General features: G+C 44.4%; 24 protein-coding genes and 1 pseudogene. 15 read left to right on the forward strand and 10 right to left on the reverse strand.

The window, feature by feature from the left end; all coding sequences use genetic code 11:
• A partial coding sequence (locus tag ACVA53_RS16550; protein ID WP_446505695.1) for a TIM barrel protein occupies positions 1–521 on the reverse strand: 521 nt, incomplete at its 3' end.
• A gap of 568 nt (positions 522–1,089) precedes the next feature.
• Between ACVA53_RS16550 and ACVA53_RS16555 the strand changes: the two genes are divergently transcribed.
• From ACVA53_RS16555 to ACVA53_RS16570, 4 genes are all read left to right on the forward strand, one after another.
• Entirely contained in the window at positions 1,090–2,541 is a 1,452-nt protein-coding gene (locus ACVA53_RS16555; RefSeq protein ID WP_446505696.1) for a sugar porter family MFS transporter, read from the forward strand.
• A 69-nt stretch (positions 2,542–2,610) separates the two neighbouring features.
• Positions 2,611–3,498, forward strand: a complete 888-nt coding sequence (locus tag ACVA53_RS16560) for a LysR family transcriptional regulator (RefSeq protein WP_255045339.1) — start codon at positions 2,611–2,613, stop codon at positions 3,496–3,498.
• Between the two features lie 260 nt (positions 3,499–3,758).
• Positions 3,759–4,238: a hypothetical protein gene (locus ACVA53_RS16565; RefSeq protein WP_446505697.1), complete on the forward strand. Its 480-nt coding sequence runs from the start codon at positions 3,759–3,761 to the stop codon at positions 4,236–4,238.
• Complete coding sequence (locus ACVA53_RS16570) at positions 4,202–4,669, forward strand: GGDEF domain-containing protein (RefSeq protein WP_446505698.1); 468 nt, start codon at positions 4,202–4,204, stop codon at positions 4,667–4,669. Before ACVA53_RS16565 ends, ACVA53_RS16570 begins: the two co-directional genes overlap by 37 nt.
• 94 nt (positions 4,670–4,763) lie before the next feature.
• On the opposite strand, the pseudogene ACVA53_RS16575 reads toward ACVA53_RS16570, so the two are convergent.
• Positions 4,764–4,899, reverse strand: a pseudogene (locus ACVA53_RS16575) (IS6 family transposase); the annotation flags it as partial.
• Positions 4,900–5,882: 983 nt separating this feature from the next.
• Between ACVA53_RS16575 and mbhE the strand changes: the two are divergent.
• From mbhE to mnhG, 6 genes are read left to right on the forward strand one after another with little or no spacing between them, the layout of a single operon-like run.
• Positions 5,883–8,513: a hydrogen gas-evolving membrane-bound hydrogenase subunit E gene (gene mbhE, locus ACVA53_RS16580; protein WP_446505725.1), complete on the forward strand. Its 2,631-nt coding sequence runs from the start codon at positions 5,883–5,885 to the stop codon at positions 8,511–8,513.
• Positions 8,513–8,866, forward strand: a complete 354-nt coding sequence (locus ACVA53_RS16585; protein WP_446505699.1) for a Na+/H+ antiporter subunit C — start codon at positions 8,513–8,515, stop codon at positions 8,864–8,866. The genes mbhE and ACVA53_RS16585 overlap by 1 nt, the downstream gene beginning before the upstream one ends.
• Positions 8,863–10,356, forward strand: a complete 1,494-nt coding sequence (locus ACVA53_RS16590; RefSeq protein ID WP_446505700.1) for a proton-conducting transporter transmembrane domain-containing protein — start codon at positions 8,863–8,865, stop codon at positions 10,354–10,356. Before ACVA53_RS16585 ends, ACVA53_RS16590 begins: the two co-directional genes overlap by 4 nt.
• 18 nt (positions 10,357–10,374) lie before the next feature.
• Complete coding sequence (locus tag ACVA53_RS16595) at positions 10,375–10,851, forward strand: Na+/H+ antiporter subunit E (protein WP_255045333.1); 477 nt, start codon at positions 10,375–10,377, stop codon at positions 10,849–10,851.
• Positions 10,802–11,125, forward strand: a complete 324-nt coding sequence (locus tag ACVA53_RS16600; protein WP_373689596.1) for a cation:proton antiporter — start codon at positions 10,802–10,804, stop codon at positions 11,123–11,125. The genes ACVA53_RS16595 and ACVA53_RS16600 overlap by 50 nt, the downstream gene beginning before the upstream one ends.
• A gap of 2 nt (positions 11,126–11,127) precedes the next feature.
• On the forward strand, positions 11,128–11,424 hold the full coding sequence (gene mnhG / locus ACVA53_RS16605; RefSeq protein WP_446505701.1) for a monovalent cation/H(+) antiporter subunit G: 297 nt from the start codon (positions 11,128–11,130) through the stop codon (positions 11,422–11,424).
• 117 nt (positions 11,425–11,541) lie between these two features.
• Here the strand turns inward: mnhG and ACVA53_RS16610 are convergent, their stop codons facing one another.
• Entirely contained in the window at positions 11,542–11,991 is a 450-nt protein-coding gene (locus ACVA53_RS16610; protein ID WP_446505702.1) for a hypothetical protein, read from the reverse strand.
• Between the two features lie 362 nt (positions 11,992–12,353).
• On the opposite strand from ACVA53_RS16610, the gene ACVA53_RS16615 reads away from it, so the two are divergent.
• Positions 12,354–12,665 (forward strand): ArsR/SmtB family transcription factor, encoded by a 312-nt coding sequence (locus ACVA53_RS16615; protein ID WP_255045489.1) that lies wholly within the window; start codon positions 12,354–12,356, stop codon positions 12,663–12,665.
• Between the two features lie 95 nt (positions 12,666–12,760).
• Positions 12,761–13,792 carry an ACR3 family arsenite efflux transporter gene (arsB, locus tag ACVA53_RS16620; RefSeq protein WP_255045488.1) on the forward strand — a complete coding sequence of 344 codons (1,032 nt, stop codon included), beginning with the start codon at positions 12,761–12,763 and terminating at the stop codon, positions 13,790–13,792.
• 121 nt (positions 13,793–13,913) lie between these two features.
• Here the strand turns inward: arsB and ACVA53_RS16625 are convergent, their stop codons facing one another.
• The 3 genes from ACVA53_RS16625 to ACVA53_RS16635 form a co-directional block, all read right to left on the reverse strand.
• Positions 13,914–14,654: a sulfite exporter TauE/SafE family protein gene (locus ACVA53_RS16625; protein ID WP_255043293.1), complete on the reverse strand. Its 741-nt coding sequence runs from the start codon at positions 14,652–14,654 to the stop codon at positions 13,914–13,916.
• 8 nt (positions 14,655–14,662) lie between these two features.
• The gene (locus ACVA53_RS16630) at positions 14,663–15,550 is read right to left on the reverse strand and encodes a sugar phosphate isomerase/epimerase family protein (protein ID WP_446505703.1); all 888 of its coding nucleotides are present in this window, start codon (positions 15,548–15,550) and stop codon (positions 14,663–14,665) included.
• Positions 15,551–15,622: 72 nt separating this feature from the next.
• Entirely contained in the window at positions 15,623–16,516 is an 894-nt protein-coding gene (locus ACVA53_RS16635; RefSeq protein ID WP_255043291.1) for a TIM barrel protein, read from the reverse strand.
• A gap of 199 nt (positions 16,517–16,715) precedes the next feature.
• Between ACVA53_RS16635 and ACVA53_RS16640 the strand changes: the two genes are divergently transcribed.
• Genes ACVA53_RS16640 through ACVA53_RS16650 form a run of 3 tightly spaced genes read left to right on the forward strand, consistent with a single transcriptional unit; the run spans position 16,716 to position 19,279 of the window.
• The gene (locus tag ACVA53_RS16640; RefSeq protein WP_255043290.1) at positions 16,716–17,930 is read left to right on the forward strand and encodes an acetyl-CoA C-acetyltransferase; all 1,215 of its coding nucleotides are present in this window, start codon (positions 16,716–16,718) and stop codon (positions 17,928–17,930) included.
• Positions 17,931–17,942: 12 nt separating this feature from the next.
• Positions 17,943–18,593 carry a CoA transferase subunit A gene (locus ACVA53_RS16645; protein WP_255043289.1) on the forward strand — a complete coding sequence of 217 codons (651 nt, stop codon included), beginning with the start codon at positions 17,943–17,945 and terminating at the stop codon, positions 18,591–18,593.
• 2 nt (positions 18,594–18,595) lie between these two features.
• Positions 18,596–19,279 carry a 3-oxoacid CoA-transferase subunit B gene (locus ACVA53_RS16650; RefSeq protein ID WP_255043288.1) on the forward strand — a complete coding sequence of 228 codons (684 nt, stop codon included), beginning with the start codon at positions 18,596–18,598 and terminating at the stop codon, positions 19,277–19,279.
• An 87-nt stretch (positions 19,280–19,366) separates the two neighbouring features.
• Here ACVA53_RS16650 and phaC read toward each other — a convergent pair whose 3' ends face one another.
• The 4 genes from phaC to ACVA53_RS16670 all read right to left on the reverse strand — a co-directional run bounded on the left by phaC (position 19,367) and on the right by ACVA53_RS16670 (position 23,666).
• On the reverse strand, positions 19,367–21,184 hold the full coding sequence (phaC, locus tag ACVA53_RS16655; RefSeq protein ID WP_255043287.1) for a class I poly(R)-hydroxyalkanoic acid synthase: 1,818 nt from the start codon (positions 21,182–21,184) through the stop codon (positions 19,367–19,369).
• 68 nt (positions 21,185–21,252) lie between these two features.
• Positions 21,253–21,600 (reverse strand): phasin family protein, encoded by a 348-nt coding sequence (locus ACVA53_RS16660; RefSeq protein WP_255043286.1) that lies wholly within the window; start codon positions 21,598–21,600, stop codon positions 21,253–21,255.
• A gap of 78 nt (positions 21,601–21,678) precedes the next feature.
• Positions 21,679–22,887, reverse strand: a complete 1,209-nt coding sequence (locus tag ACVA53_RS16665) for an acetyl-CoA C-acetyltransferase (RefSeq protein WP_255043285.1) — start codon at positions 22,885–22,887, stop codon at positions 21,679–21,681.
• A gap of 38 nt (positions 22,888–22,925) precedes the next feature.
• Entirely contained in the window at positions 22,926–23,666 is a 741-nt protein-coding gene (locus ACVA53_RS16670; RefSeq protein ID WP_446505704.1) for an SDR family oxidoreductase, read from the reverse strand.
• Positions 23,667–23,778 lie beyond the last annotated feature (112 nt).

Genomic DNA, 23,778 nt, shown 5'->3' on the forward strand with positions numbered 1-23,778 from the left:
AGCTCCATCATGATGTTGATGTCGTCTTCAGTTTCACAGATAGTGCCCACGTGGTGGTGGAAAGACAGCTTGATGTCGTGCTCGTTTAGTAGGTATTCAGCAACAGTTGTAAGCTTCTCGCAGTAAGTTTTCCACTCATCCATAGTCAGGATGACGCGCTGAGACAATGGTGTGTTGATGTCGCCGTGAACTGTGTTGCTCACCTCACCAAATACCATCGCTTTACAACCAGCCGCTTTAAGTAGCTTGATGTGATCCTGCATAGCCGCAATTTCTTCTTCAGCGGTTAGCGTCATCAAATTACCGCTATACCAGCCAGAAGCGAGAACCAGACCGTGTTGCTCTAGAAGTGGAATTAGTACTTCTGGCTCACGAGGGTATTTAGTACCTAGCTCAGTACCAGTAAAGCCAGCTTCTGCCATCTCACTCAAACATGTTTCCAATGGGATTTCGCCGCCAAGTTCTGGCATATCATCGTTAGTCCAGGTCAGTGGGCTGATTCCATATTGAACATTGCTCATGTTTGTACTCCAATTTTATGATTATTAAATTCCGGGTCGGTGACGATTGTGATCAGTCCAGTGGAATATGTTCTTTTGGAATCTCTGAACCGTTTTTTAATCTGCACCATTTGCTTCACTGGAATTCACTATAACCGAAAAAAATAAAACGAAAAATATTTTTCATCGCTTGCAATCGATTCAATATTTTTCATTAAAAATGAAAAAAGCCCAGTAATAACGGGGCTCAGAAGAAATTTATGAGCAAGATCACACTTAGATAAGCTACTGAAATAAAAGAATTTATACCAAATAATTTTTCCGGAAAATATTTTTCGCAATTTGACGGAAGTATCATTTTTCGACAAAACACCCGATAGGCTATAGCCGTAAAATTTCTGAGGGCATATGATTTAGGCCGTCACCAAGTGGAAAATTATTACCAAAGCAGTAAATTACAATTATAAATGTTGGTGAATAAATAATGCCGATGCAAATATCCTACAGTAAATAACGCATTGGAAAGCTACCCAACTCAAACTTATTCGATGGTTGAGTAAGAGACGGGGATCTCATGAAGGAGTAGAACATGTCACCCACAACCGCGGCCGAGGCCCGAAAACATAATTTTGCCTACATTATTAGAATTTGTTGTATTGCAGCCCTAGGGGGAATTTTATTAGGTTACGATACAGCCGTTATTTCCGGCGCTATTGGTCCTATCAGAGAGCACTTCGGATTAACCTCTGCACAAACTGGCTGGGCAGTATCAAGTGTTGTTCTAGGTAGTATTATCGGTGCCGTCAGCGCTGGTTGGGCAGCCCTCAAATATGGCCGTCGTAAAACCCTCTTCATCGGTGCTATCCTCTTCATGATCTCCGCCATCGGTTCAGCACTTGCCACTACCTTCACGTTCTATGTTCTACTTCGCATTGTTGGTGGTGTCGCTGTTGGTTTGGCCTGTGTCGTTTCACCTATGTACATGTCTGAAGTGGCGCCGAAAGACTTCCGTGGCCGTGCCGTCAGTATGTTCCAACAATCTGCTGTTATCGGTCAGACTGGGGTGTTCTACGTTAACTACTTAATTGCCAAAGGCATGAGTGAAACGTGGTTAGTTGATATGGGCTGGCGCTGGATGCTGGGCTCAGAAGTGCTTCCAGCCGCACTATTTGCTGGCCTGTTGTTCCTTATTCCTGAATCACCACGCTGGCTGGTACTAAAAGGTAAAGTTGACGAAGCCAAAGATACCCTGTCGCGAATTTCTAATCCTAAGCATGCTGATCAGCTAATTGGTGAAATCCAAGCCTCACTGGCTGACTCCAATGCGCCGGGCAAGAAAAAAGTCAGCCTGCGTTCGCCACTACTGTTCTCTATCTTGGTGATCGGTACCTTCGTTGCTGCTGCCCAGCAGCTAACTGGTATCAACGTGATTATGTATTACACGCCGGAAATCCTAAGACCGATTACCGGTAGTACTGAAAACGCCCTATTCCAGACGACTTTTGTCGGTATTGTCTTCATCCTGGGTAACGCACTGGGTATGTATCTCATCGATAAAGTAGGTCGTTTGCCACTGATGAAATACGGTACATTCGGTTGTGCGGTGGGTATGACGGTTGTCGGTTACGTACTTTACACTGGCACTGAAGGCTACGCAGCATTGTTCGCACTGTGTCTGTACGTTGTTTCTTACGCGACATCGTGGGGTTGTGCTTGCTGGACCATGATTTCGGAAATCTTCCCGAACAGCATTCGCTCTCGTGCAATGTCTATAGCAGTGGGTGCACAGTGGTTCACCGGTTTCATCGTCACCCAGTCGTTCCCAATGCTGAATGACAATGCCTTCCTAAGAGAGCATTTCAACGGTGCATTCAGCTTCTGGTTGTTCGCCATCCTGTCACTGATTTGTATGTTTGTTGTGGTCAGGTTCGTTCCAGAAACCAAAGGTGTCAGCCTGGAGAAAATGGAAGAAGTGATGGCCAAAAAACTTGGCAAGAAAGTACCAGCACCAGCTGCTACTGAAGCGCAAGCAAACGCTTAATCACACGTTGTAATACCCAACAGGCTTGTCATTGATAAGCCTGTTTTTTCGATTAAAAAAGGCAACACTATGCTCGATAAAATGGCTTTCTTTGTTTACGTTATCCGAACCGGTTCAATTTCTGCCGCAGCACGAAAATTCAATGTTTCAGTCTCTGCAGGTAGCCGCTGGTTGCAAGATCTCGAACAAAGCTTCGGCATTACCCTATGCCGCCGAACTAATCGTTTATTAACCGCCACCCCTGCAGGTCAAAAGCTGGTTGATGAGTTTTCACCTTTGGTTGATAGCGCCGAACAACTATGTCGTAGCTTGCAAGACTACCAAGAGCAAGATAAAGGCCATATCAATATCGTTTGTACCCCGGTGTATGCCAACAACTTCTTAATGGATAAAATAAGCAGCTACCTCGTATCGCACCCCAATGTCACGTTTAACCTCAATGTCACGCCATGGGCGCTTGATCATGCCGCAGAAGCCGACTTGGTTATCAGTGCCAACGCTTGCTATCAAGGCTATCAAGAGAAAGACCTTCATCTTGTTCGTCGCGAACTGATGCAAAGCCCTTTTGTTGCCGTCGCCTCTCCGGAGTATCTAGAACAAAACTCAGCACCCGAATTTCCAACCGAGTTGTCACAACACCAATGTTTATTTGCTACCACCCTGACTGGCAGTAATGATTGGATTTTCGAACGCAATGGCGAAACCCAAATGATAAAAGTGCCTAAGTCACTAGAGGTTAACGACAGTGATTTGTTACTGCAAAGCGCAATCAAAGGGGCTGGTATTGCCTATTTGCCGTCCTTCATCCTTGATAAACCGCTATCTGATGGGCAACTCACCCCTATTTTGGAAGACTACGAAACCAGTATCTGGAGCCTCAACCTGTATTATCATCCACCGACAAAAGCGTCAGCCGTTGCCAGTCACTTCAAGAGCTTTTTATTGGAGGGCTCTTAAGCCATGGCTAGCACCAGATAATTTCAATACCAATAGCGTACAATAGCAACGTCTGGCTGAGCTATATTCCATGGCCATTGCCTAAGCTGTAGCAACCACTCTAATCAGCACGAGCACAAAAGCGCTCATCCATTCAAGGTGCGAGGATTATATCATTTGTGGAACGTGAACATCATCACCTAAAAAAAATCGACTGGACATTGCTTAAAAAATCAGGGGGAATTATAGTTTAATCAGGTTCATTTATTATAAGTGACATGATGGATAATAATAAATTTGAAGAATATGAAGCAATAATTTCTTCATTACCAGATTTGGTTTTTGTTATTACTGAATCAGGTCGAATTGTCGCTGTTTTGGGAGGCGATAGCTTAGAGCAGTATCATAATTGCAGTGTTCTTGAAAATTTCAGCATACTTGAAATCTTGCCCGATGAACAAGCCCGTTGGTTTATAGATAAAATCAAAGAGACACTATCAAAAAATAAATTGATGATTTTTGAGTATTCTTTCTTACCCAAAAACATGTCCTACATCAACCATTCTCATGGTCCAGGTGGTGAGTTAAGATTGGAAGGGCGAGTTACCCCATTAAAGTCTTATCGATACGGAGAACGTGCTGTTGTTTGGGTAGTAAGAAACATAACTGAGAGTTATAAATTAAAACAACAATTAATACATCAAGCTGAAACAGACCCCTCTCAATGGTTTATAACAGAAGAAAATTATTTAAAGCTTTAGATGAGTCTTATTACAATTTCAAAAGATATAAAGAAAACATTGTTTTCTTTCTTATCGACATTGATAACTTTAAGCAAATTAATGATAAACATGGTCATCAAGCTGGGGATTCAGTTATACGAAATATAGCACAAAAATGCAAAGCAGAGCTAAGAAAAACGGATTTAATAAGTCGTATAGGCGGAGATGAATTTGGAATAATATATAGAGGAACCACAGAAAAATCATACTCAGCATTATCTAAACGCTTAAATAAAGCAGCCCAATCAATTACGATCGATGATAAAAACTTTGATTTAACTATATCTATTAGTATCGGGATAAGTCAATTTAAAGAAAGTGATAATAGTGTTGACGATATATATAATCGCGCTGACATAGCTTTATATAAGTCAAAGCTAAATGGAAAAAACATGTTCTCTTTAGTATAAAAGATACTATATCGGTGCAGGGAAATACTAAAAGCATTACGGGCTTGTTGAACTCATTCACTAGACCCACTTTTGCCATCGAAGTTCGAGATAATCACAGGTCAACATACTCAACATTGAACAACCGGTTCATAAAGGCGGAGCTTTCCCACACCCTTGCCTTCGATTGTTGACCAAGCTCGCTTGCGTATCTTAAACTCGCCAGTGGCCACAATCAGCTTCTTGATGGGGCATGGGCATACGAGGAATGCTTATCTGAATTTAACCTATTATACCAACCTACATAAATATTTGATCAGTCTTGCTGGTTAAAACCGCTGTTCTCTGCGTTAGATATTTTGTAATTAGAGCCACTAGTTACTGCAATATCTGCCTTGATAACAACGATTTTTCCAGTGCAAATACTTGATCAACGACTTATCCAGATTGGTATTAGGCTGCTTCTTTGAAAACCTTATGCCTTGGTATGCGTGAAGAAAGAACTACGCGGAATGAGTACTGATGGCATAACGTCAAGAAAGCTTTTGCCACTAAGGAAGAAAAGCCTGCCAAAAATCATCGACATGACAAAACAAGCCCACTAACTTACGCATAGCTGGTTCTTACTATTTTTATCCCGAGCTTAGGTTATTTATTATATTTCATGTAATTAGAGCTAACCTTTCACTTTATCTCAAATCGACCAACTTGTCTTACCAGTGCGACCTTTGTAATAGATTGTAAATAGCTGTAAATCACATTTAAGGCTGTCATCGAATTTCAACATTCCCGTCTACATTATATTCAGAAGGAATCATTACAACAGAATACATACTTTGTATATGGAGAGAATTGTGAAAAAGTACTGTCCTTACTGCAGCACCGAAATGCTTGAACACTGCAATGTTTTTGTTTGTCCAAGAAACAATATTGGCGAGTGCACATATGATGGTTATGAGGTGTTTCGGCTTCACACAGAGACACACAACCTCAAGGAAAGGCACAACCACACATTCAATGGCGGTGAATATTCCGAACGCAACTAACTGAGGCGTGAGACCATCTTCAACGCAAGAGCCTAGGACGTGAGTACCTTGGACGCAAAATAAGGTTTATGGATTAGCCTTATTAGCACTAAGTACATTTATAAGCATATCTTAAGGGATGAATATAATTAGTGGCAGGTAACCGAGATAAAACAAAGCCCTTACTAGATAGCGGTAAACACCATTACATGCTTCTGGGGTTTGTGGTGTTTCCTGCAATCCTTTTTCTGACATCGATTTATTACTATCAATCGTCTTCGACAGGCCTACGATGGTCAACAGCATGGGTGCCTAGTCTCGATATTAACCTTAGCCTACAGCTTGATGCCCTCTCTTTTGTCTTCGTCGGCTTAATCAGTTGTATTGGTTTTTTTGTCCAGCTCTACGCATTAGCCTATATGAAAGGGAAAGCCGAGCGCTTTTCTTTTCACCTCTATCTCACGCTATTCATGTTATCCATGCTCGGGCTTGTTCTGAGTGACAACATAATCTTGCTGTTTGTGTTCTGGGAACTCACGACAATCACCTCCTACCTGCTTATCGGTTTCAATCATGAAAATGAAAAATCTCGCAAGAATGCACTGCAATCATTAGTCGTTACAGGTGCCGGAGGATTAGCCTTATTAGCCGGGTTAATATTACTGGGACAAATAACGGGTAGCTACGAGCTCAGTACGATCATTGATAAGGCAGTTTCCACTAAAGACAGCGTGACTCAACACCCGTATTTTGTGCCATCTTTAGTATTGATCCTCCTTGGCGCTTTTACTAAATCGGCGCAATTCCCCTTTCATTTCTGGCTACCGGGTGCCATGGCCGCCCCAACACCAGTCAGTGCATTTTTGCACTCAGCGACGATGGTCAAAGCGGGAATTTATCTACTGGCTAGGCTTTCGCCGGTGTATGCCAGCAGTGATATTTGGTTTTATTGCCTAATCACGGTCGGTGGCTTTACCGCCTTGTGGTCAGCGATAATCGCGCTGATGCAAAAAGATCTCAAGCTTATGCTAGCGTTCAGCACCAATACTATACTCGGCATCCTGACGTTGCTGCTCGGCATCGGCACTGAAACCGCACTCGCAGCCGCTATCCTGTTCATTCTTGCTCACGCCTTTTATAAAGCCTCTTTGTTTATGGTGGTCGGGAATATCGACAAAGCAACGGGTACGCGTGATATCAGGGTACTCTATGGTTTAAAGGCCGTACTGATATTCAGTTTCGCCTCTGGGCTTATTGCCGCCCTCTCCAAAGCAGGAATCCCGCCGTTGCTCGGTTTCCTAAGTAAAGAATACACATACAAAGCTGGTCTGGAAGTCCATGGCATCGTTATGTTCGCTTTAGTGATGATCAATGCCATCATGGTCGCCCTCGCAATTGCGGTGATTTCACAGCCTTTCTTACGGGAAATAGTCGAAGATAACCCGACCGTTAAATCTATCGAGGCTGAAATCGGCTTCTGGATCCCCCCTTTGGTACTGGCTTGCTGCAGTGTGATCGTTCCCACCCTCGGATTGGGCTGGTTGAATGAATACATTCTCTCCACCGTTATTTTTGAGATCAATCAAGTAGAGCAATCTAGCCCAGTAAAATTGTGGCAAGGGATCAATCTGCCTTTAATCATGAGTGGCGTTACTTTAGCTTTAGGGCTCCTCATTTATAAAAACATGTCGTCCGTTACTCTGATATTAAATAAGTTACTTGGCCCTCTTCCAGTGGCAAGCGACGTGTTTGAAAAGTGCATGACATTCATGTTATCTGTTGCCACTTGGCAAACCAACCGCTTGCAACACCGTCGTCTTAGCCTCTACGCCCTACTCTTTTTCTCGGTACTTGCTACGATATTATTGTTAAATCCAATTAAGGTTTCCGGTGACGTCCTTGAACGGATTAGGACTATCCAGCTCTACGAAATTGCCATTGCGGTGCTGTTAATGGTCGCCGCTTTGCTCTGTGTAATCTCGGCTTCACGCCTGTTATCCATTGCAGGGCTGGGTGCTATCGGCTTTCTGATGACATTGGTCTTCATGATCTATAGCGCACCCGATGTGGCCAAGACACTACTCTTGGTTGAAACACTGATGGTGGTATTCGTTGCGTTACTCATTAGCCATCTTCCTCATTTCAGTACAGTCAAACAACACTCTATTGCACGGCGAAGCTTTCATGGCTTCATTGCCGTGGTGATAGGTCTTTCCATTACTGCGTTACTACTCACTATCACCAAGGGACCACTGGACTCACCACTCGCCGATTTCTTTGCCCAAAACAGCGTGCCTGGTGGTCATGGACGAAACATTGTCAACGTCATTCTGGTTGACTTCAGAGCTTTCGATACCCTGGGAGAAGCCATTGTTGTGGTAGTAGCAGCAATCGCTGCAATCAGCTTGTTCCAGACTCATTCTCAGCAGCAAAACCGGATACAATCGCTGATTTTCTGCACCACGGCCCACATCGTTGCCGTACTAATGATGGTTTTTTCCTTGTATTTACTCCTTCGCGGACACAATTCTCCTGGTGGTGGATTCATTGGTGCACTCATCGCCGTCATCGGCTTAACATTACTTATCTTTGCGGAATCGCCGCAGTATGTCAGGGAGCGGATGAGCTATAGACCGATGAATATCGCAATGTTTGGTGTTTTCTTAAGCCTGTTGGCAGGTGGGATCGGCTTTGTTATGGGAGCACCTTTCTTAACCGGGATGTGGTGGAAGCAGGTATTACCGTTAGGCACTCCACTCATTTTCGATGTTGGCATATACCTCGCGGTTATCGGCGGAGTGCTTGAGGTCTTGCTAAGAGTGAATGAGGAGCTCGATTAATGGAAGTACTATGGAGCATAGTCGTTGGTTTTTTTGTGACTGCCGGGGTTTACCTCATGCTTGAGCGTCATATTCTCCGCATTTTACTGGGCCTAATTTTGATCAGTAATGCTGTCAATTTGGCCATTTTCACCGCCGGTCGTTTAACACCGGGTAATCCCCCTCTTATTAATACTAACGCTGTGCTTCCTCCTGATGGCGCTGCCGATCCTCTGCCACAAGCGCTTATTCTGACAGCAATTGTTATTGGCTTTGGGTTATTGGTTTTTGCATTAATGTTGTTATATAGAGCCTATATGGAAACAGGTTCGGCTGATATCGATGACATGCAACACTCTGAGGAGGATCAATGACCTCAGTTTGGCTCACTCTGCCCGTCGTTTTATCGTTACTCACTGCTACCGGTGCTTTTTTTGTTCGCCATAGGCCAAATGCCATCAATTGGGTTAGTGGTTCCAGCGTGATCATAACTGTTTTTTGTAGTATGCAGTTACTGGGAAAGATCCTTGAAAATGGTCCGTACGCCGTTGCATTTGGTAACTGGATGGCACCATTTGGGATTGTCTTTGTTGCCGACTTCCTCGGTGTAGCGATGACAGTCATTACCGCCATTATTGGTGCAGTTACTGTGTTTTATGCCATGGCGGATTTAAGACATAAACCATCTTATGGCCTCTACCACGTCTTATTCCATGTGCTGCTAGCTGGGGTTTACGGGGCATTCTTAACCGGTGATATCTTCAACCTGTATGTGTGGTTTGAAGTAATGCTCATTGCTTCATTTGGCTTGATGATAGCTGATGCTGGTCGAAGGCAAATTGATGGTGCGGTAAAATACGTTTTGCTCAACTTGATATCGACATTGGTATTCTTACTGGCCATCGGCCTAACCTATGGTGCAACGGGGACGCTTAACTTGGCTGATCTCCATTTGAAGATCCCATATATAGAACCTCAAACCTCAACTCTATTATCAGCCCTGTTTCTGTTTACTTTTGCCATCAAATCAGCATTGTTTCCGTTGTTTGCATGGCTACCTGCCTCATACCATACGTTACCAAATGCCGTCGTTGCACTGTTTGCCGCCCTACTGACAAAAGTCGGCGTTTATGCCCTGCTAAGAATCTTCACCTTGGTCTTTCCCCTTACCGAGACCAACTGGCAGCCGCTGCTCATTTGGGTTAGCGGCTTAACTATGCTGACTGGCGTATTAGGTGCTGCCAGTCAGTTTGACATCAAGAAAATACTCTCTTTCCACATTATCAGCCAAATTGGCTACATGATAATGGGATTGGCTTTGTATACCCCTATAGCTATTGCTGGTGCGATTTTTTATATCATTCACCACATCATCGTAAAAGCAAATTTGTTCTTGATTGGCGGTTTTATAGAAAGCAATTATGGTACAAGCCAACTCCGCCATTTAGGTGGTGTTTACAAAGCCATGCCATGGCTTGCTTTTTTATTTCTTATTCCCGCCTTTTCATTGGCAGGCTTCCCACCTCTTTCTGGCTTCTGGGGAAAATTCCTGGTCATTAAAGCCAGTATTATCAATGACTATAATCTACTAGCAGCAACAGCACTTGTGGTAGGGCTATTAACTATATTCTCGATGACTAAGATTTGGAGCGAAGCCTTCTGGAAAGCACCGGTATCCAACCAAACTGAGAGAGATTTTCCACTGTCAATCAACCTTCTCTACTGTTTGCCCATTACGGTTTTAACACTAATGACGATAACAATCGGGTTAGTGGCTCAGCCTGTTTTCGAATTTGCAAACGAAGCTGCAGAACAATTATTAAACCCAGTTTTGTACATACGCGCTGTGTTGGGAGCACCATAATATAATGGGAGAGAAGGCATGAGTTACTTTATCCTAAACCTGCTTCTTGCCATGGCTTGGATGTTACTAAATGGGCAATACGGCAGCCTCGATTTTACTGTCGGGTTTGTCGTCGGGTATTTCACCCTAAGCCTTTGCCAACCATTTGGCTTAAAAACAGGCTATTTCAAGAAGTTCAGAGCCTTTTTGGCGCTAGTGATTTATTTTTGCTACGAGATGATCGTGTCTGTCACTCGAGTCGTCTGGGATGTCATCACACCCACACATTTGAGCCAACCGGATATTGTATATGTACCACTTGATGCTGAAACAGACCTTGAAATAACCCTATTAGCCAATATGGTGTCATTAACCCCAGGCAGCTTAAGTTTAGATGTTACACCTGATAAGAAGTACCTTGTACTACACGTAATGTTCGCCCCTGACCACGAGCGTGTAAAGCAGGATGTCAAACAAGGTTTGGAAGCGAGAATATTGGAGGTTACACGTGGGTGATCTACTTCAGATTAGTATCCAGCTCTCCTATATTGGCTTGATTATCAGCTTGATACTTGCATTTATTCGCCTAATACTTGGTCCAACATTGGCAGACCGTGTTGTCGCGTTAGATTTAATTTCTTTTATCACTATCGGCTTTATTGCTGTTTATACGTTGGATAGCGGTCAGAAGTCGCTGCTTGATGTTGCCATTACACTTGCTCTGGTGGCCTTCCTTGGCACTATTGCCTTTGCAAGGCTAATTGCCAAACAAAAGCTGGATAAGGGCTAGTCATGGATATCTTGATAAGCATACTTTTGTTCTTCGGTACTTTTTTTACGTTTGTAGCCAGCCTAGGTATTGTAAGAATGCCAGATCTCTATACCCGGATGCATGCTGCAACAAAAGCCGGCACCGTAGGAATTTATTTTCTGTTATTGGCAGTCGCATTTTCAATGCCTGAAAGCACTGTTATATCAAGGGTTATTGGTACCATACTCTTTCTTTTCATCACCGCCCCTATTGCTGCACATCTACTCGGTAAAGCCATGCAGCAAAGAGGCTATAAGATTTGGCGGAATGACAAGTAAATAGTCAGGTGTTCTTTGCTGTGAGGCAGACACCTTCACCATTGCTCCGGCCTATCCGTTCAGGGTTTAGTGGACTCCTCAAGCGTACCTTATGGAAAATAGCGTATTCAAAAACGTTTATTTCCAGATAGATGCTTGTTGCTGCGCTTCTAATTCTCGGTATTTAGCCTCATTGATAAGCATATTTATCGCAGAGCTCGTAACACCCGCTTCCCCAGATTGAAAATAGAGGCTGCGTAAATCATCAATGGCACTATCAACCTGCGCCAAAGGAACAGAATCATTAAGCTTTTCTACAGCTTCCCTTACCGAATCAACAAACCTAACGGCATCCTGCCAATCAGCTTCATCAGAAACTATTGAAGGGTCACAAGCCATTTTATCATCATGAGTCGATGTTTTAAGATCGTCAACAGGAGGTAGAAAAGCAGCGAGAACCCCTGCCCCCAAAGGAGAAATTAGCAGAGCAATAATAAAAAAATCAGTTCCAGAATGATATTTGCTCGTCGCATAAACAGCGGCAACCACAGACAATAACAACCATACAAAAGCAAAAATAATGCACATAACAGCCCCTTAGTGAATCGATTATCACTCATGCCATATATGTCGTAGCAACCTATTGAACGATCAATAATAATGAAATTCTTATATTGAAAAGGCGCAAAAGCAAAAGCGAACAACATTTGCTTAATATTCATACAACAAATCTTTACAAACTGTGATCTTTCTCGAAAATGCTCATATAACCATATGTTCTTTTGTAAATAATTGATCTAGAGAGAAATGATATTGAGACTGCACTTTTATGGGGGATAAGGCTGAAAATATGGGTTTACTTAATAGCTTAATAAAATCTGCTTGCATTACCCAAAACATGGGCATACCATTAATCGTAATTTAACGATGAATGGTAATAACGTCTAACTATGGCTGAATGCTTAACTAACCTTGATCCGATAGACTTGGATGAAGCGACTGAAAAAGAAATCGCTGCGTATGCGAAGGCCATGAGCCATCCTGCACGAGTTCGGTTGCTAAAAATTCTCGCAAGTGGTCAATGCTTAGGATCAGACCTTGTTGATCAGCTCGATCTTGCACAGTCGACCATTTCAGAGCACCTTCGGGTGCTCAAACAGGCAGGCTTGATTCACGCCGAGGTACAGCACCCGCGCACATGTTTCAGCATAAAACCAGAAGCTTTAAAAAGAATGAAAGACTTACTTGGCTATTTAGCCTAAGCGTCATAAATGCCTGAATGGGGTTGCTATCAGGCATTTTTTGTTACTAACATAATCGTTATTCGACGATAACCGATAATATTAAGGTACTTGTAATGGGTATATTTGAACGTTACCTCAGTGTCTGGGTAGGCCTGGCTATGGTTGCCGGGCTGTTAGGTGGCACCGCATTTCCTGCACTATTCACCTTCATGGGTGGATTAGAGTACGCCAATATTAACTTCATCATCGCTGTTCTCATTTGGCTGATGATATACCCAATGATGATGCAGATAGACTTTTCTTCTATCAAAAATATACACCGCCGTCCCAAAGGGCTAATCATTACTCTCACTGTGAATTGGTTAATCAAGCCTTTTACAATGGCGCTTCTGGCTATTCTTTTCATCAAACACCTTTTCGGTGGTTTTATGGGGTTGATTACGCCTGATCTGGCCAATGAATATATTGCCGGTATGATCCTATTAGGTGTTGCGCCTTGCACCGCTATGGTTTTTGTTTGGAGCCAATTAACCAAAGGTGACGCCAACTACACGCTTGTCCAAGTTGCGGTCAATGACTTGATTATGGTTGTAGCATTTGCACCGCTTGCCGCCTTCCTATTAGGTGTAACAGACGTCACAGTACCTTGGAGTACTTTAATCATTGCTGTGGTTTTGTACATTGTCATTCCGCTCGTTGCTGGACTGTTGACCCGAAAAGTTCTTCGTTCAGAGGAAGCATTACAGCGGCTCGGAAACAGGGTCAAGCCGCTTTCAATCCTTGGCTTAATCAGTACCGTTGTTTTGTTATTTGGCTTCCAAGCTCCTCAGATCCTGGCAAACCCACTTGATATCGTGTTAATTGCTATCCCCTTGATCATCCAAACATTCCTGATCTTTGCTATCGCTTACTACTGGATGTTCAAGTGGAAAGAACCGCATCGTGTTGCTGCCCCCGGCGGCATGATTGGTGCCTCTAACTTCTTTGAGCTAGCCGTGGCTGTAGCTATCAGTTTATTCGGCCTACATTCAGGCGCAGCACTCGCAACCGTTGTCGGTGTACTGGTAGAAGTACCGGTCATGCTCGCGCTTGTAGCCTATGCCAATAAAACCCGCGACAAATTTCCCGTCGCTCACGCCTACTAATACCAATCTGGATAAATAGTTAATCAAATATTTATGTAGGTTGGTATAACGCATAAAGAAAAAGCCACAGTGTATTTACACTGTGGCTCATATCTAACAATGCTCATCCAAAGACGATGCACTACAGAACATCAGTAACCAACTTCACCCCTGATATGAACAAGAACAAATAGCATAAACGGTAAACCACCTCTTGACTGACTCGATGAAGTAACCACACCCCCATATGCACCCCGATAGGAGCCAGTGGCATAAGCACTAACGCCGTCATCAAATTAGTGGTATCAAACTCTCCAAGCAGGCTATAGGGAATAAGCTTCACTAAATTGATAATGGCAAATAACACTGCCATAGTGGCAATCAATGTCACTTTCTCAAGCCGCAGGGGTAACAAGTAAATACTGGCTGGGCCACCACCGGCATGAATTGCGGTGCTGGAAAAACCACTCAAGCTACTCCACAACCATGCACTCACCTTACCGGGCTTCTTGTCCTGCTTAACTCCACCGAACACATATTGCAGGCTAAATAACAGCGATAAAACACCAATCAATAATTTAAACCCTGACTCCGGTGTCACGCTGAGAAACAAACCAGCCAACAATATTCCCAATAAAGAGCCTGGCAACATCTGCCGTAGAATCGAATAATCGGCACTACGGTAGTGTTGCTTAACAGCAAATGCATCCATAACGCAAAGTATAGGAAGCAAGATAGCGGCAGCTTGTGTTGGCGAAACCACTAGGGCCATCAAAGGAACAGCAATGATCCCTAGTGCGCCGCCCAAACCGCCTTTACCAATCCCGTAAATTAATACAGCTGGAACGGCAGTAATATAAAACCAAGGATCAGTAACTATCATCTCAATCCTTACAAGCAGTGTTCAGTTAGATAACCACGGCTCTTCGCCATATCCAGTTTCACATGGTCTAGCTGATGCACTGCGCGCTCTTGCTCAACGACAATCCAACCTTGGTAATCAATATCTTTTAAAACTTGGAAGACTCTTGAGAAATTGATACTGCCCTCGCCAAGTGGCCGGGTTAGCCCTTGGCTAAAGGCATTTGTCATCCCACAACGGCTACGCATCGCATTATGTAATTGCTGGCCATCAACATCCTTCAAATGCAGATGTTCTAACCGGTTCGCATACCGGCGGATAAACTCTTCGGGTTTCATACCATCAATGAACAGGTGACCGATATCTAAACACAAACCAAGGCGCTCAGCCGGAATGGCATGCATAACTGTTGCAATCTCATCGGAAAAAGCAACATAACCACCGGAGCTCGGGTGCAATAATGTCCGAATTCCTCTATTAGCTGCGATTTCCGCAACAGCAGAAATAGTATTGATCATCGCCTCCAGCTGGTCTTTCTTGAGCCTCGGTGCAATCACACCATGGCCAACATAGGAGTCCCTGTCTGCATTGGCGCGATCCATAATAATTAGCTTATCGACCCCTATCGCGACGAGCAGCTCAACAACGCGATGAGCGTTAGCAAGAATTTCGTCTTTTGACTCAGGACAACTAAAGTCCCCATGCAAGTTCCCTGCGCACACTTTCATGCCCCTGATCCGTAGTGAACTTGCAAGAATAGAAGGGTCTTCAGGGAAATACCCGACAGGCCCAAGTTCAATCCCCTCATAACCAGCTTCACGGGCTTCAACAAGCACTTTACCCCAACTAGGGTTATCGCCTTGTATAGAGTTCTCTACTCCCCAGCTGCAAGGTGCACACGCTATTTTCATTGCCATAATTACATCCTCTACATGACAAATTTCTTGAAATAATTCTTTGGCAGATCGTCTGCGTTGTTATTTGAACGCTTATTGAATAAGTCCTTTTTCAACCAAGAACTGACGGCTCTTTTTAATATCGGGTAATGTGGTGTCGGAATGCCGTGGATCGCGTTCTTGTTCAATTGTGATCCAACCGTGGTAGCCAATGGATTCAAGTGCTCGGGCTACTTCATCATAGTCCACCGCCCCTTCACCTAATGGGCACATCACACCATCAGCACAAGCTTGCCAAAAACCCACTTGATCCTTAATGGCTCGCTGTAACCTGTGCTGGTTTACATCTTTAAAATGCACATACTCTAGCCTATCGGCGTATTCAATCAGGCTCTTTGCAGGATCCATGGTGGCGTAATACAAATGTCCGGTATCAAGACAAAGCCCGACATTTTCTGACGGTAAATCAGCTAACATAAGATCTATTTCATCTTGATATTCGATATACCCACCAGCATGAGGATGAACAACCGTCCTAATTTCATGACGCTTGGCAATCTCAGCGATATCTCTAACAGTGCTCATCATGTGAGCCCAACGCTCTGCGTCCAACCTTGGGGCCTGATCGGGCATCCCCGCATAGCGGCTTCTGATGTCATTGACACAATCGATAACCACCAGTTTTTCGCAACCAACCTTCTGCAAAAAGTCACATAGCCGTTTGGTTTTATTGATTATATCTTCATAACTACCCGGCTCGGACAGCGGTTCGAAAATAGTACCTGCGCAAATTTCAAGTTCTTTAACGTACAACGCAGTGTTTACCGTATCCGCATCGAGCGGCAAAAAACCATAAGGTCCCAGCTCTGTACCGGAAAACCGGCCTAACCTCGTTTCAGACAACACCGTCATCCAATTCGGATTATGTGGATTGTCTGAAGATTCAACACCCCAGCAACAAGGTGCGCATGCAATTGAATAACTCATAGTTCCACCCTCAAGTGACCAATTAACTGGACAAAGTAAATTACAGTCAGACTAATCACTCTCAAGCCAAAATGACGTGACCAAGCACGCATCTTATTTTTGCATTTTCGCAAATCAGATTTGAATCTATGTCTATAACACCCAAACGCCAGTCCCTCATAAGATGTGGTTAACAAATCAAACTGAAACAGGAAGTTGTATGGAACCCGTTTACATTGTTGCCGCAAAACGTACCCCTATTGGCAGTTTCAACGGCGCACTTGCCCCCGTGTCAGCCCCTCAGCTAGGCGCGACCGCGATTAAAGGCGCACTAGAGCAATGTCACCTTGATCCAAGCCTGATTGATGAAGTAATTGCAGGAAATGTATTAAGTGCAGGTATTGGGATGGGACCAGGCCGTCAAGCGGCTATTCTCGCCGGCATCCCTGAGACTGTCCCAGCCTACACCTTGAATATGATCTGTGGCTCCGGTATGAAAACCGTGATGGATGGCGTTAGCCATATCCGAGCAGGTGACGCTGAGATCATTGTTGCTTGCGGTATGGAGAGCATGTCTCAGGCCCCTTTTATCTCTGCCAACCCAATACGTGATGGCGTCAAAATGGGCCAACTAACGCTCGACGACTCCATTATCAAAGATGGTTTAACTGATGTTTTCAATCAGTACCACATGGGGCTAACAGCAGAGAATATCGCGGAATTACATCAATTAAGCCGTGAAGAACAAGATCAATTCGCGCTTTCCAGCCAACAAAAAGCCACTGCAGCGCTTAAAGAACATGGCTTTAGTGATGAAATTGAACCAGTCAATGTTTCCCACCGCCGTAAGCAATATACGGTTAGCCTTGATGAGTACCCGAAAGCGGATGCCAGTTTTGAAAAACTGCAAGCCCTTCGCCCGGCCTTCAAGAAGGAAGGTACGGTAACCGCTGGTAACGCATCGGGGATCAATGATGGTGGTTCGGCCATTATCCTTGCTTCAAAAGCGGCGATTCAACGTTACAACCTCACACCTCTCGCTGAAGTTATCGCCTGCGGTCAAGCCGGGCTATCACCAAAAGTGATGGGATTAGGCCCTGTGCCCGCTATCGCCAATGCACTTGATAAAGCCAAACTGACACTGGCCGATATCGAATACTTTGAGCTTAACGAGGCATTTGCCGCACAAGCCCTCGGGGTAATGAAAGAGTTATGTGAAAAGCATAGCGTCGATCAATCTTGGCTCGAGTCACGCACCAACCTCAATGGTGGTGCCATTGCCCTCGGTCACCCACTCGGTGCTTCAGGCAACCGAATATTGACCTCATTGATTTACCAACTAGAACGTTCACAGCAGACCTATGGCTTGGCCTCCCTCTGTATCGGTGGTGGTATGGGAACAGCCGTGATCATCCGTCGATGCCAGGCGAACTAATAGGAGTACATTATGAAAAAATCTATCTCAAAAAAAGAGATCGCCAGCCTTCTTCGCGATGATATGACTATCATGATCGGCGGCTTCATGGCCAACGGTGCACCTGAAGGATTAATTGATATCATCCTTGAGTCTAACATCAAAAACATCACCCTAATCACTACAGATACTGGTACACCCGAATCCGGTTCAGGTCGACTGATCAAAGCAAAGCGTATCAGCAAACTCTATGCCTCTCACATTGGCACGAACCCTGAAACCGGGGCGCAGATGAACAGAGACGAATTAGACGTAGAGTTAGTTCCACAAGGCACATTAGCTGAGCGGATCCGCGCAGCAGGTGCAGGTCTGGGGGGCGTATTAACCCCTACCGGACTTGGCACCTTAGTAGCTGAATCAAAACAGGTTATTCAGGTTGATGGCAAAGACTTCCTGCTAGAAAAACCATTACGCGCTGATCTTGCCCTGATCCGTGGCTCTATTGTTGATACCAAAGGCAACACGGTTTACAAAGGTACGACACAGAACTTCAATCCGTTAATGGCGACAGCCGCTGACACCGTAATCATCGAAGCTGCTAGCTTGGTCGACATTGGTGACATCGCCCCAGAAGCGGTACACACACCGGGCTTGTTTATTGATCACATTTACCAAGGAGCTTAATCATGGCCATTCAACGAGAAAAACATCAAATTCGCCGTATGATTGCTTGGCGTGTTGCACAAGAGCTTCATGATGGTGATGTGGTTAACCTTGGGATTGGGTTACCAAGCCTTGTGGCCAATGAAACCTCTTCAGACATCGAAATTCTACTTCAAGCTGAAAATGGCCTAATTGGTATTGGAGAAATGCCGGATGAAGCCAATATTGACCCGGATCTGGTCAATGCCGGTGGGCAACCAATAACAGCAACGACTGGTGCATGTACTTTCCATAGTGCAGACTCGTTCACTATTATCCGTGGCGGGCATGTTGATGCGACGGTACTGGGCGCATTGCAGGTCGACCAGTTTGGTAACCTTGCTAACTGGATTATTCCTGGAAAAATGGTCCCAGGTATGGGCGGTGCAATGGATCTCGTGGTGGGTGCGAAGAATGTCATTGTAGCCATGGAGCATACAGTCAAGGGTAAACCCAAACTGCTCAAGCATTGTTCATTACCTCTTACTGCCGCTAATCAAGTTGACCTCATTATCACTGAACTTGGCGTTATCAAAATCACTGAGCAAGGAATGATGTTGACCGAACTTGCTCCTGGTACGACGATTGATGAAATTCAGGCAGCAACTGAAGCAGAGTTAATCATTTCGCCAGATTTAAAGGCAATGCCGATCCCTAGCGATTTGTAATAGCAAACAGACACCGTTACGCTAGCGCATATTTAAGCCAAAAAAAAAGCCAACGTATAAACGTTGGCTTTCTTATTATCGTAGATGTTACGCTTCCTGTTGTTCTTCCGGTTGCCCTTGCAACACGTTAGATACTTCAATTGGCAACTTCTGCATCACGTAGTTTCCAGGCGCTGGACCCGTAGCAGGATATGTATTACTACCTGCATTTCGAGCATCAATCGCCTCTGCCTCTTCAAAGCCTCCCATCCACTTGTTCCAGTGGGTCCACCAAGAGCCATCTTGGCGTTTAGCCCCTTCTAGCCAGGTTTCAGGATCAGCCGAGGATTTAGAGTTCGTCCAGAAGCCATATTTGTTCTTTGCAGGGTGGTTTACGATACCTGCAATATGACCTGACTCACCCAATACAAACGTAGACTTTCCACCTAGCTTGCTAGCACCACGATAGGTACCCTGCCAAAGCGCAATATGATCTTCCTGAGTTGAGATGAAGTAAGTTGGGATCTTGATCTTAGCCAGATCAATATACACACCACCCACCTTATACCCTTTAGGATCGATAAGACGGTTTTCAAGGTAGAACTGACGCAACAATGTACTGTGGCAGGCTACTGCAACATTGGTACTATCACCGTTCCAGTACAACAAATCGAAGTCGATCGGGCTGTTACCTTTAAGGTAATTGTTGATGTAGTAATTCCAGTACAAGCTGTTTTCACGTAGCAGGCTGAATGTCACACTCAACGAGCGACCATCCATGTAGCCTTTCGCTTCATTCTGTGCTTCGATGGCTGAAATGATTGGGTCATTGACGTATGCACCAATCTCACCAGGCTGAGAGAAGTCAAGTAATGTGGTGAAGAACGTTGCAGATTTAATGCGATTACGCATTCGTTTGGCGGAATAGTAAGCCAACGTTGTAGCTAGCAGCGTACCACCAATACAGTAACCAGCGGCATTGATTTGCTTTTCACCTGTAATCTCTTCAACAACATCAACGGCTTTAACGACACCATCAACAACGTAGTCGTCAAAATCAACGTCAAACATGCTGGCATCAGGATTACGCCAAGACATCATGAATACAGTATGTCCTTGCTCAACCAACCAACGTACCATTGAATTCTTCTCTCGAAGATCCAAGATATAGTACTTATTGATAAATGGCGGCACGATCAGCAACGGCGTTGCATTCACTTTATCAGTCAGTGGCTTATATTGAATAAGCTCAAACAGGTGATTCTTGTAAACAACATCACCGGCGGTATTCGCCACATTTTCACCCAATTGGAAAGCCGCATCATTGGTCATGCGGATCTTCAGCACATCGGCACTAGATTGCAAATCTTGCTGAAGAAGCTCCATTCCCTTCACTAAGTTTTCACCATTAGTTTCAACGGTTAGCTTAGCTAATTCCGGGTTTGTGGTGACAAAGTTCGTTGGAGACATAGCGTTGATTGCCTGACGAGAAAAAAAGCTTAAACGCTCTTTCGCTTTATCGTCTAGCCCTTCCATCGAGTCTATTGTCTCTTTCATCGTATTACTGAACAGTAAATACGATTGCTTTATATAATTGTAAAACGTTTCATTTTCCCATGCAGGATCAATAAAGCGTTTATCATCTTTTTCAGGCTTAACAAAATCGTCTTCGTCACCCGTTTTCATGGTGACATTTTGCCAGATCTTCATCTGGTTCTCCCACCAGTCCATTTGCACTTTGGCAATAACGGCTGGTTGCGCTGATGCTTGTTCGATCAACTTAGTCGTATCTTCTAAGCTAATTTCATTGAGCGCTTTATTTAAGGGAGTATTCATGGCTGCTTTGCCGGATTCCAGCTCCTTCCACCACATCTGGTTCATATCTTGGAGCTTGGCAAAGTAGTCCGTAAAGAAGTTATGATTCATTGCAATGACCTCTATATCAGGACTAAAAATGCCGCCCACGAATGGGGCGGCAGAATTGGTCATGCAACTTAAGCAGGTGTTGCTTGCTTTACATTTTCAGCGACTAGCTCTTCAACTTCAGTTTTGAAACTTTGAGCTACAGCATTAAATTTATTGCTGTCGTCAATTAGCTGCTGAGAAAGCTTAGTTAGCGTTTCTAGCTGTTGGCTATTGAATTCAGCGAAAGACTGAACATCTTTTACTTCGCTTACTGCTTTAAGTTGATTAAGACCAAGATCGCTGTATGCGCGAACAGCAGCAAGTTGAAGCTCTGTTAGTTCTTCAACGTTCTTAGTGAACATTTTGTTGAACTTAACGTACGGTGCTAGTGATTTTTCAGTCTGCTCAGAGAAAGACTTAAACATTTCCGTATACATAGGTATTTCCTTCATTTAAAGATTGATTAAGTACCTGTGCCATGGTGAATACAGATACTGGCTAGCTATACAACTGAATTAAACGCTCTTCAGAACAATTGCTGTACCCATGCCACCACCTACACACAAGGTAGCTAGGCCATGCTCCGTTCCGCGACGACGCATTTCGTGAAGAAGGCTGACAATAATACGGTTACCTGAAGCACCTAATGGGTGACCCAGTGCAATCGCACCACCATTTACATTGGAACGCTCGGCCAGATCTTCTACTTGAGACCCTAGTTCATCGGCCAATTCATGAAGTACACCGAGAGCCTGACCAGCAAATGCTTCGTTGAATTCGAACAGGCCCACTTCGCTGATATTAAGCTTTGCTTTATCAAGCGCTTTAACCACCGCTGGAACTGGACCTAGGCCCATAATTTCTGGAGCAATACCCGCCTGGGCATAACTTTCAATTTCAGCAAGTGGCGTTAGGCCGTATTTCTCTACTGCTGCTTCTGACGCAACAATAATGGCACTAGCGCCGTCATTGATTCCTGATGCGTTACCTGCTGTTACTGAGCCGCCTTCTTTCTTGAATGCAGCACGTAATTTAGCTAAGCCTTCAATACTCGCATCAGCTTTCGGGTATTCATCCGTGTCAACAACACTGGTTTTCCGGCGAACAGTCACTTCAACAGGTGCAATTTCACCAACGAACTTGCCCTGCTCAATCGCGGCAACCGCTTTTTGCTGGCTTGCCAATGCAAAATTATCTTGCTGCTCACGGGTAAGACCCACTTTAGCAACAACATTTTCAGCGGTTACACCCATGTGGTACTGATTGAAAACATCAGTCAGACCATCAGTAATCAGTAGATCATCAAGACTGAGTGACCCCATCTTCTGACCGTCACGGATAGTCGCTGGTGCACAGAATGGAATCTGTGACATGTTTTCTGCACCCGCAGCAACAACCAATTCAGCATCACCAGCTTTAATATGCGCAGCAGCATCCATTACCGCTTTCATACCCGAGCCACATACCATGTTGAGGCTATATGCAGGTACTTCCTGAGGAACGCCAGCATAAATGGCAGCCTGACGGCCTGGCCCCATACCTTGTCCAGCACCCACAACATTACCTAGGATAACTTCATCAAGATTTGCTGGGTTAACGTTGGCTTCTTCCAACGCTGCTTTAATTGCTACAGCAGCCAGTTGAGAAGCAGGAACTGATTTCAACGCGCCGCTGAAACTACCGATAGGCGTACGTTTAGCCGCAACGATATATACTTTTGACATGATTTTTTGCGTCCTTTCAAACTTCAGAAATTAACCCATTAGTGCATGTATAAGCCGCCGTTCACAGACAGTGTTTCGCCTGTGATATATGCCGCAGCATCGCTTGCCAAGAAAGTTACCGCAGCCGCGACTTCAGCAGGAGCAGCAAGGCGCTTCATTGGGATTTCAGCTTTAATGCTATCTAAAACTTCTGGCTTAATAGCCTCCACCATAGGTGTGCCGGTATAACCCGGAGCGATTGCGTTAACCGTTACGCCTGAACGCGCACCTTCTGCAGCCAGTGCTTTAGTAAAGCCAATCATGCCAGCTTTAGCTGCTGAGTAATTAGCCTGACCAAACTGACCCTTGAGCCCATTAACTGAAGAAATATTGATAACACGTGAGTTACCGTGTTCGCACATGGAAGCGAATAGTGGCTGGGTGACATTAAACAAACTGTTTAGGTTTGTCGTAATAACATCGCCCCATTGCTCTTTAGACATACGCTTGAACGTCGTATCACGTGTTATGCCAGCATTATTGACAAGAACGTCAATGTTACCTTCTTCTTGCAGTAATGTTGCCAGAGCTTCTGCACAATAATCAGCATCCGTAACATCCAGCGGGAACAAACGGACCTGCCCTTCTGAATAATTATTCTCTTTAAACCATTCTTTTGCTTTTGCTTCACCGCTCGGGAAATACGTGGCAATTACACGAAAACCCGCATCAACTAATCCTTTAGTAATCGATGAACCAATACCACCTTTTGCACCAGTCACTAATGCTTTCTTACTCATTACAGAAGACTCCATTCCATCTTTATGATGACATACCATCCTTAAATTCATGCACTTATATGCAATCTATCAATAAGGACCACTAACCAACGCAGACTGTTTATCAGTCTTA

This window comes from Photobacterium sp. DNB23_23_1, from assembly GCF_052873815.1.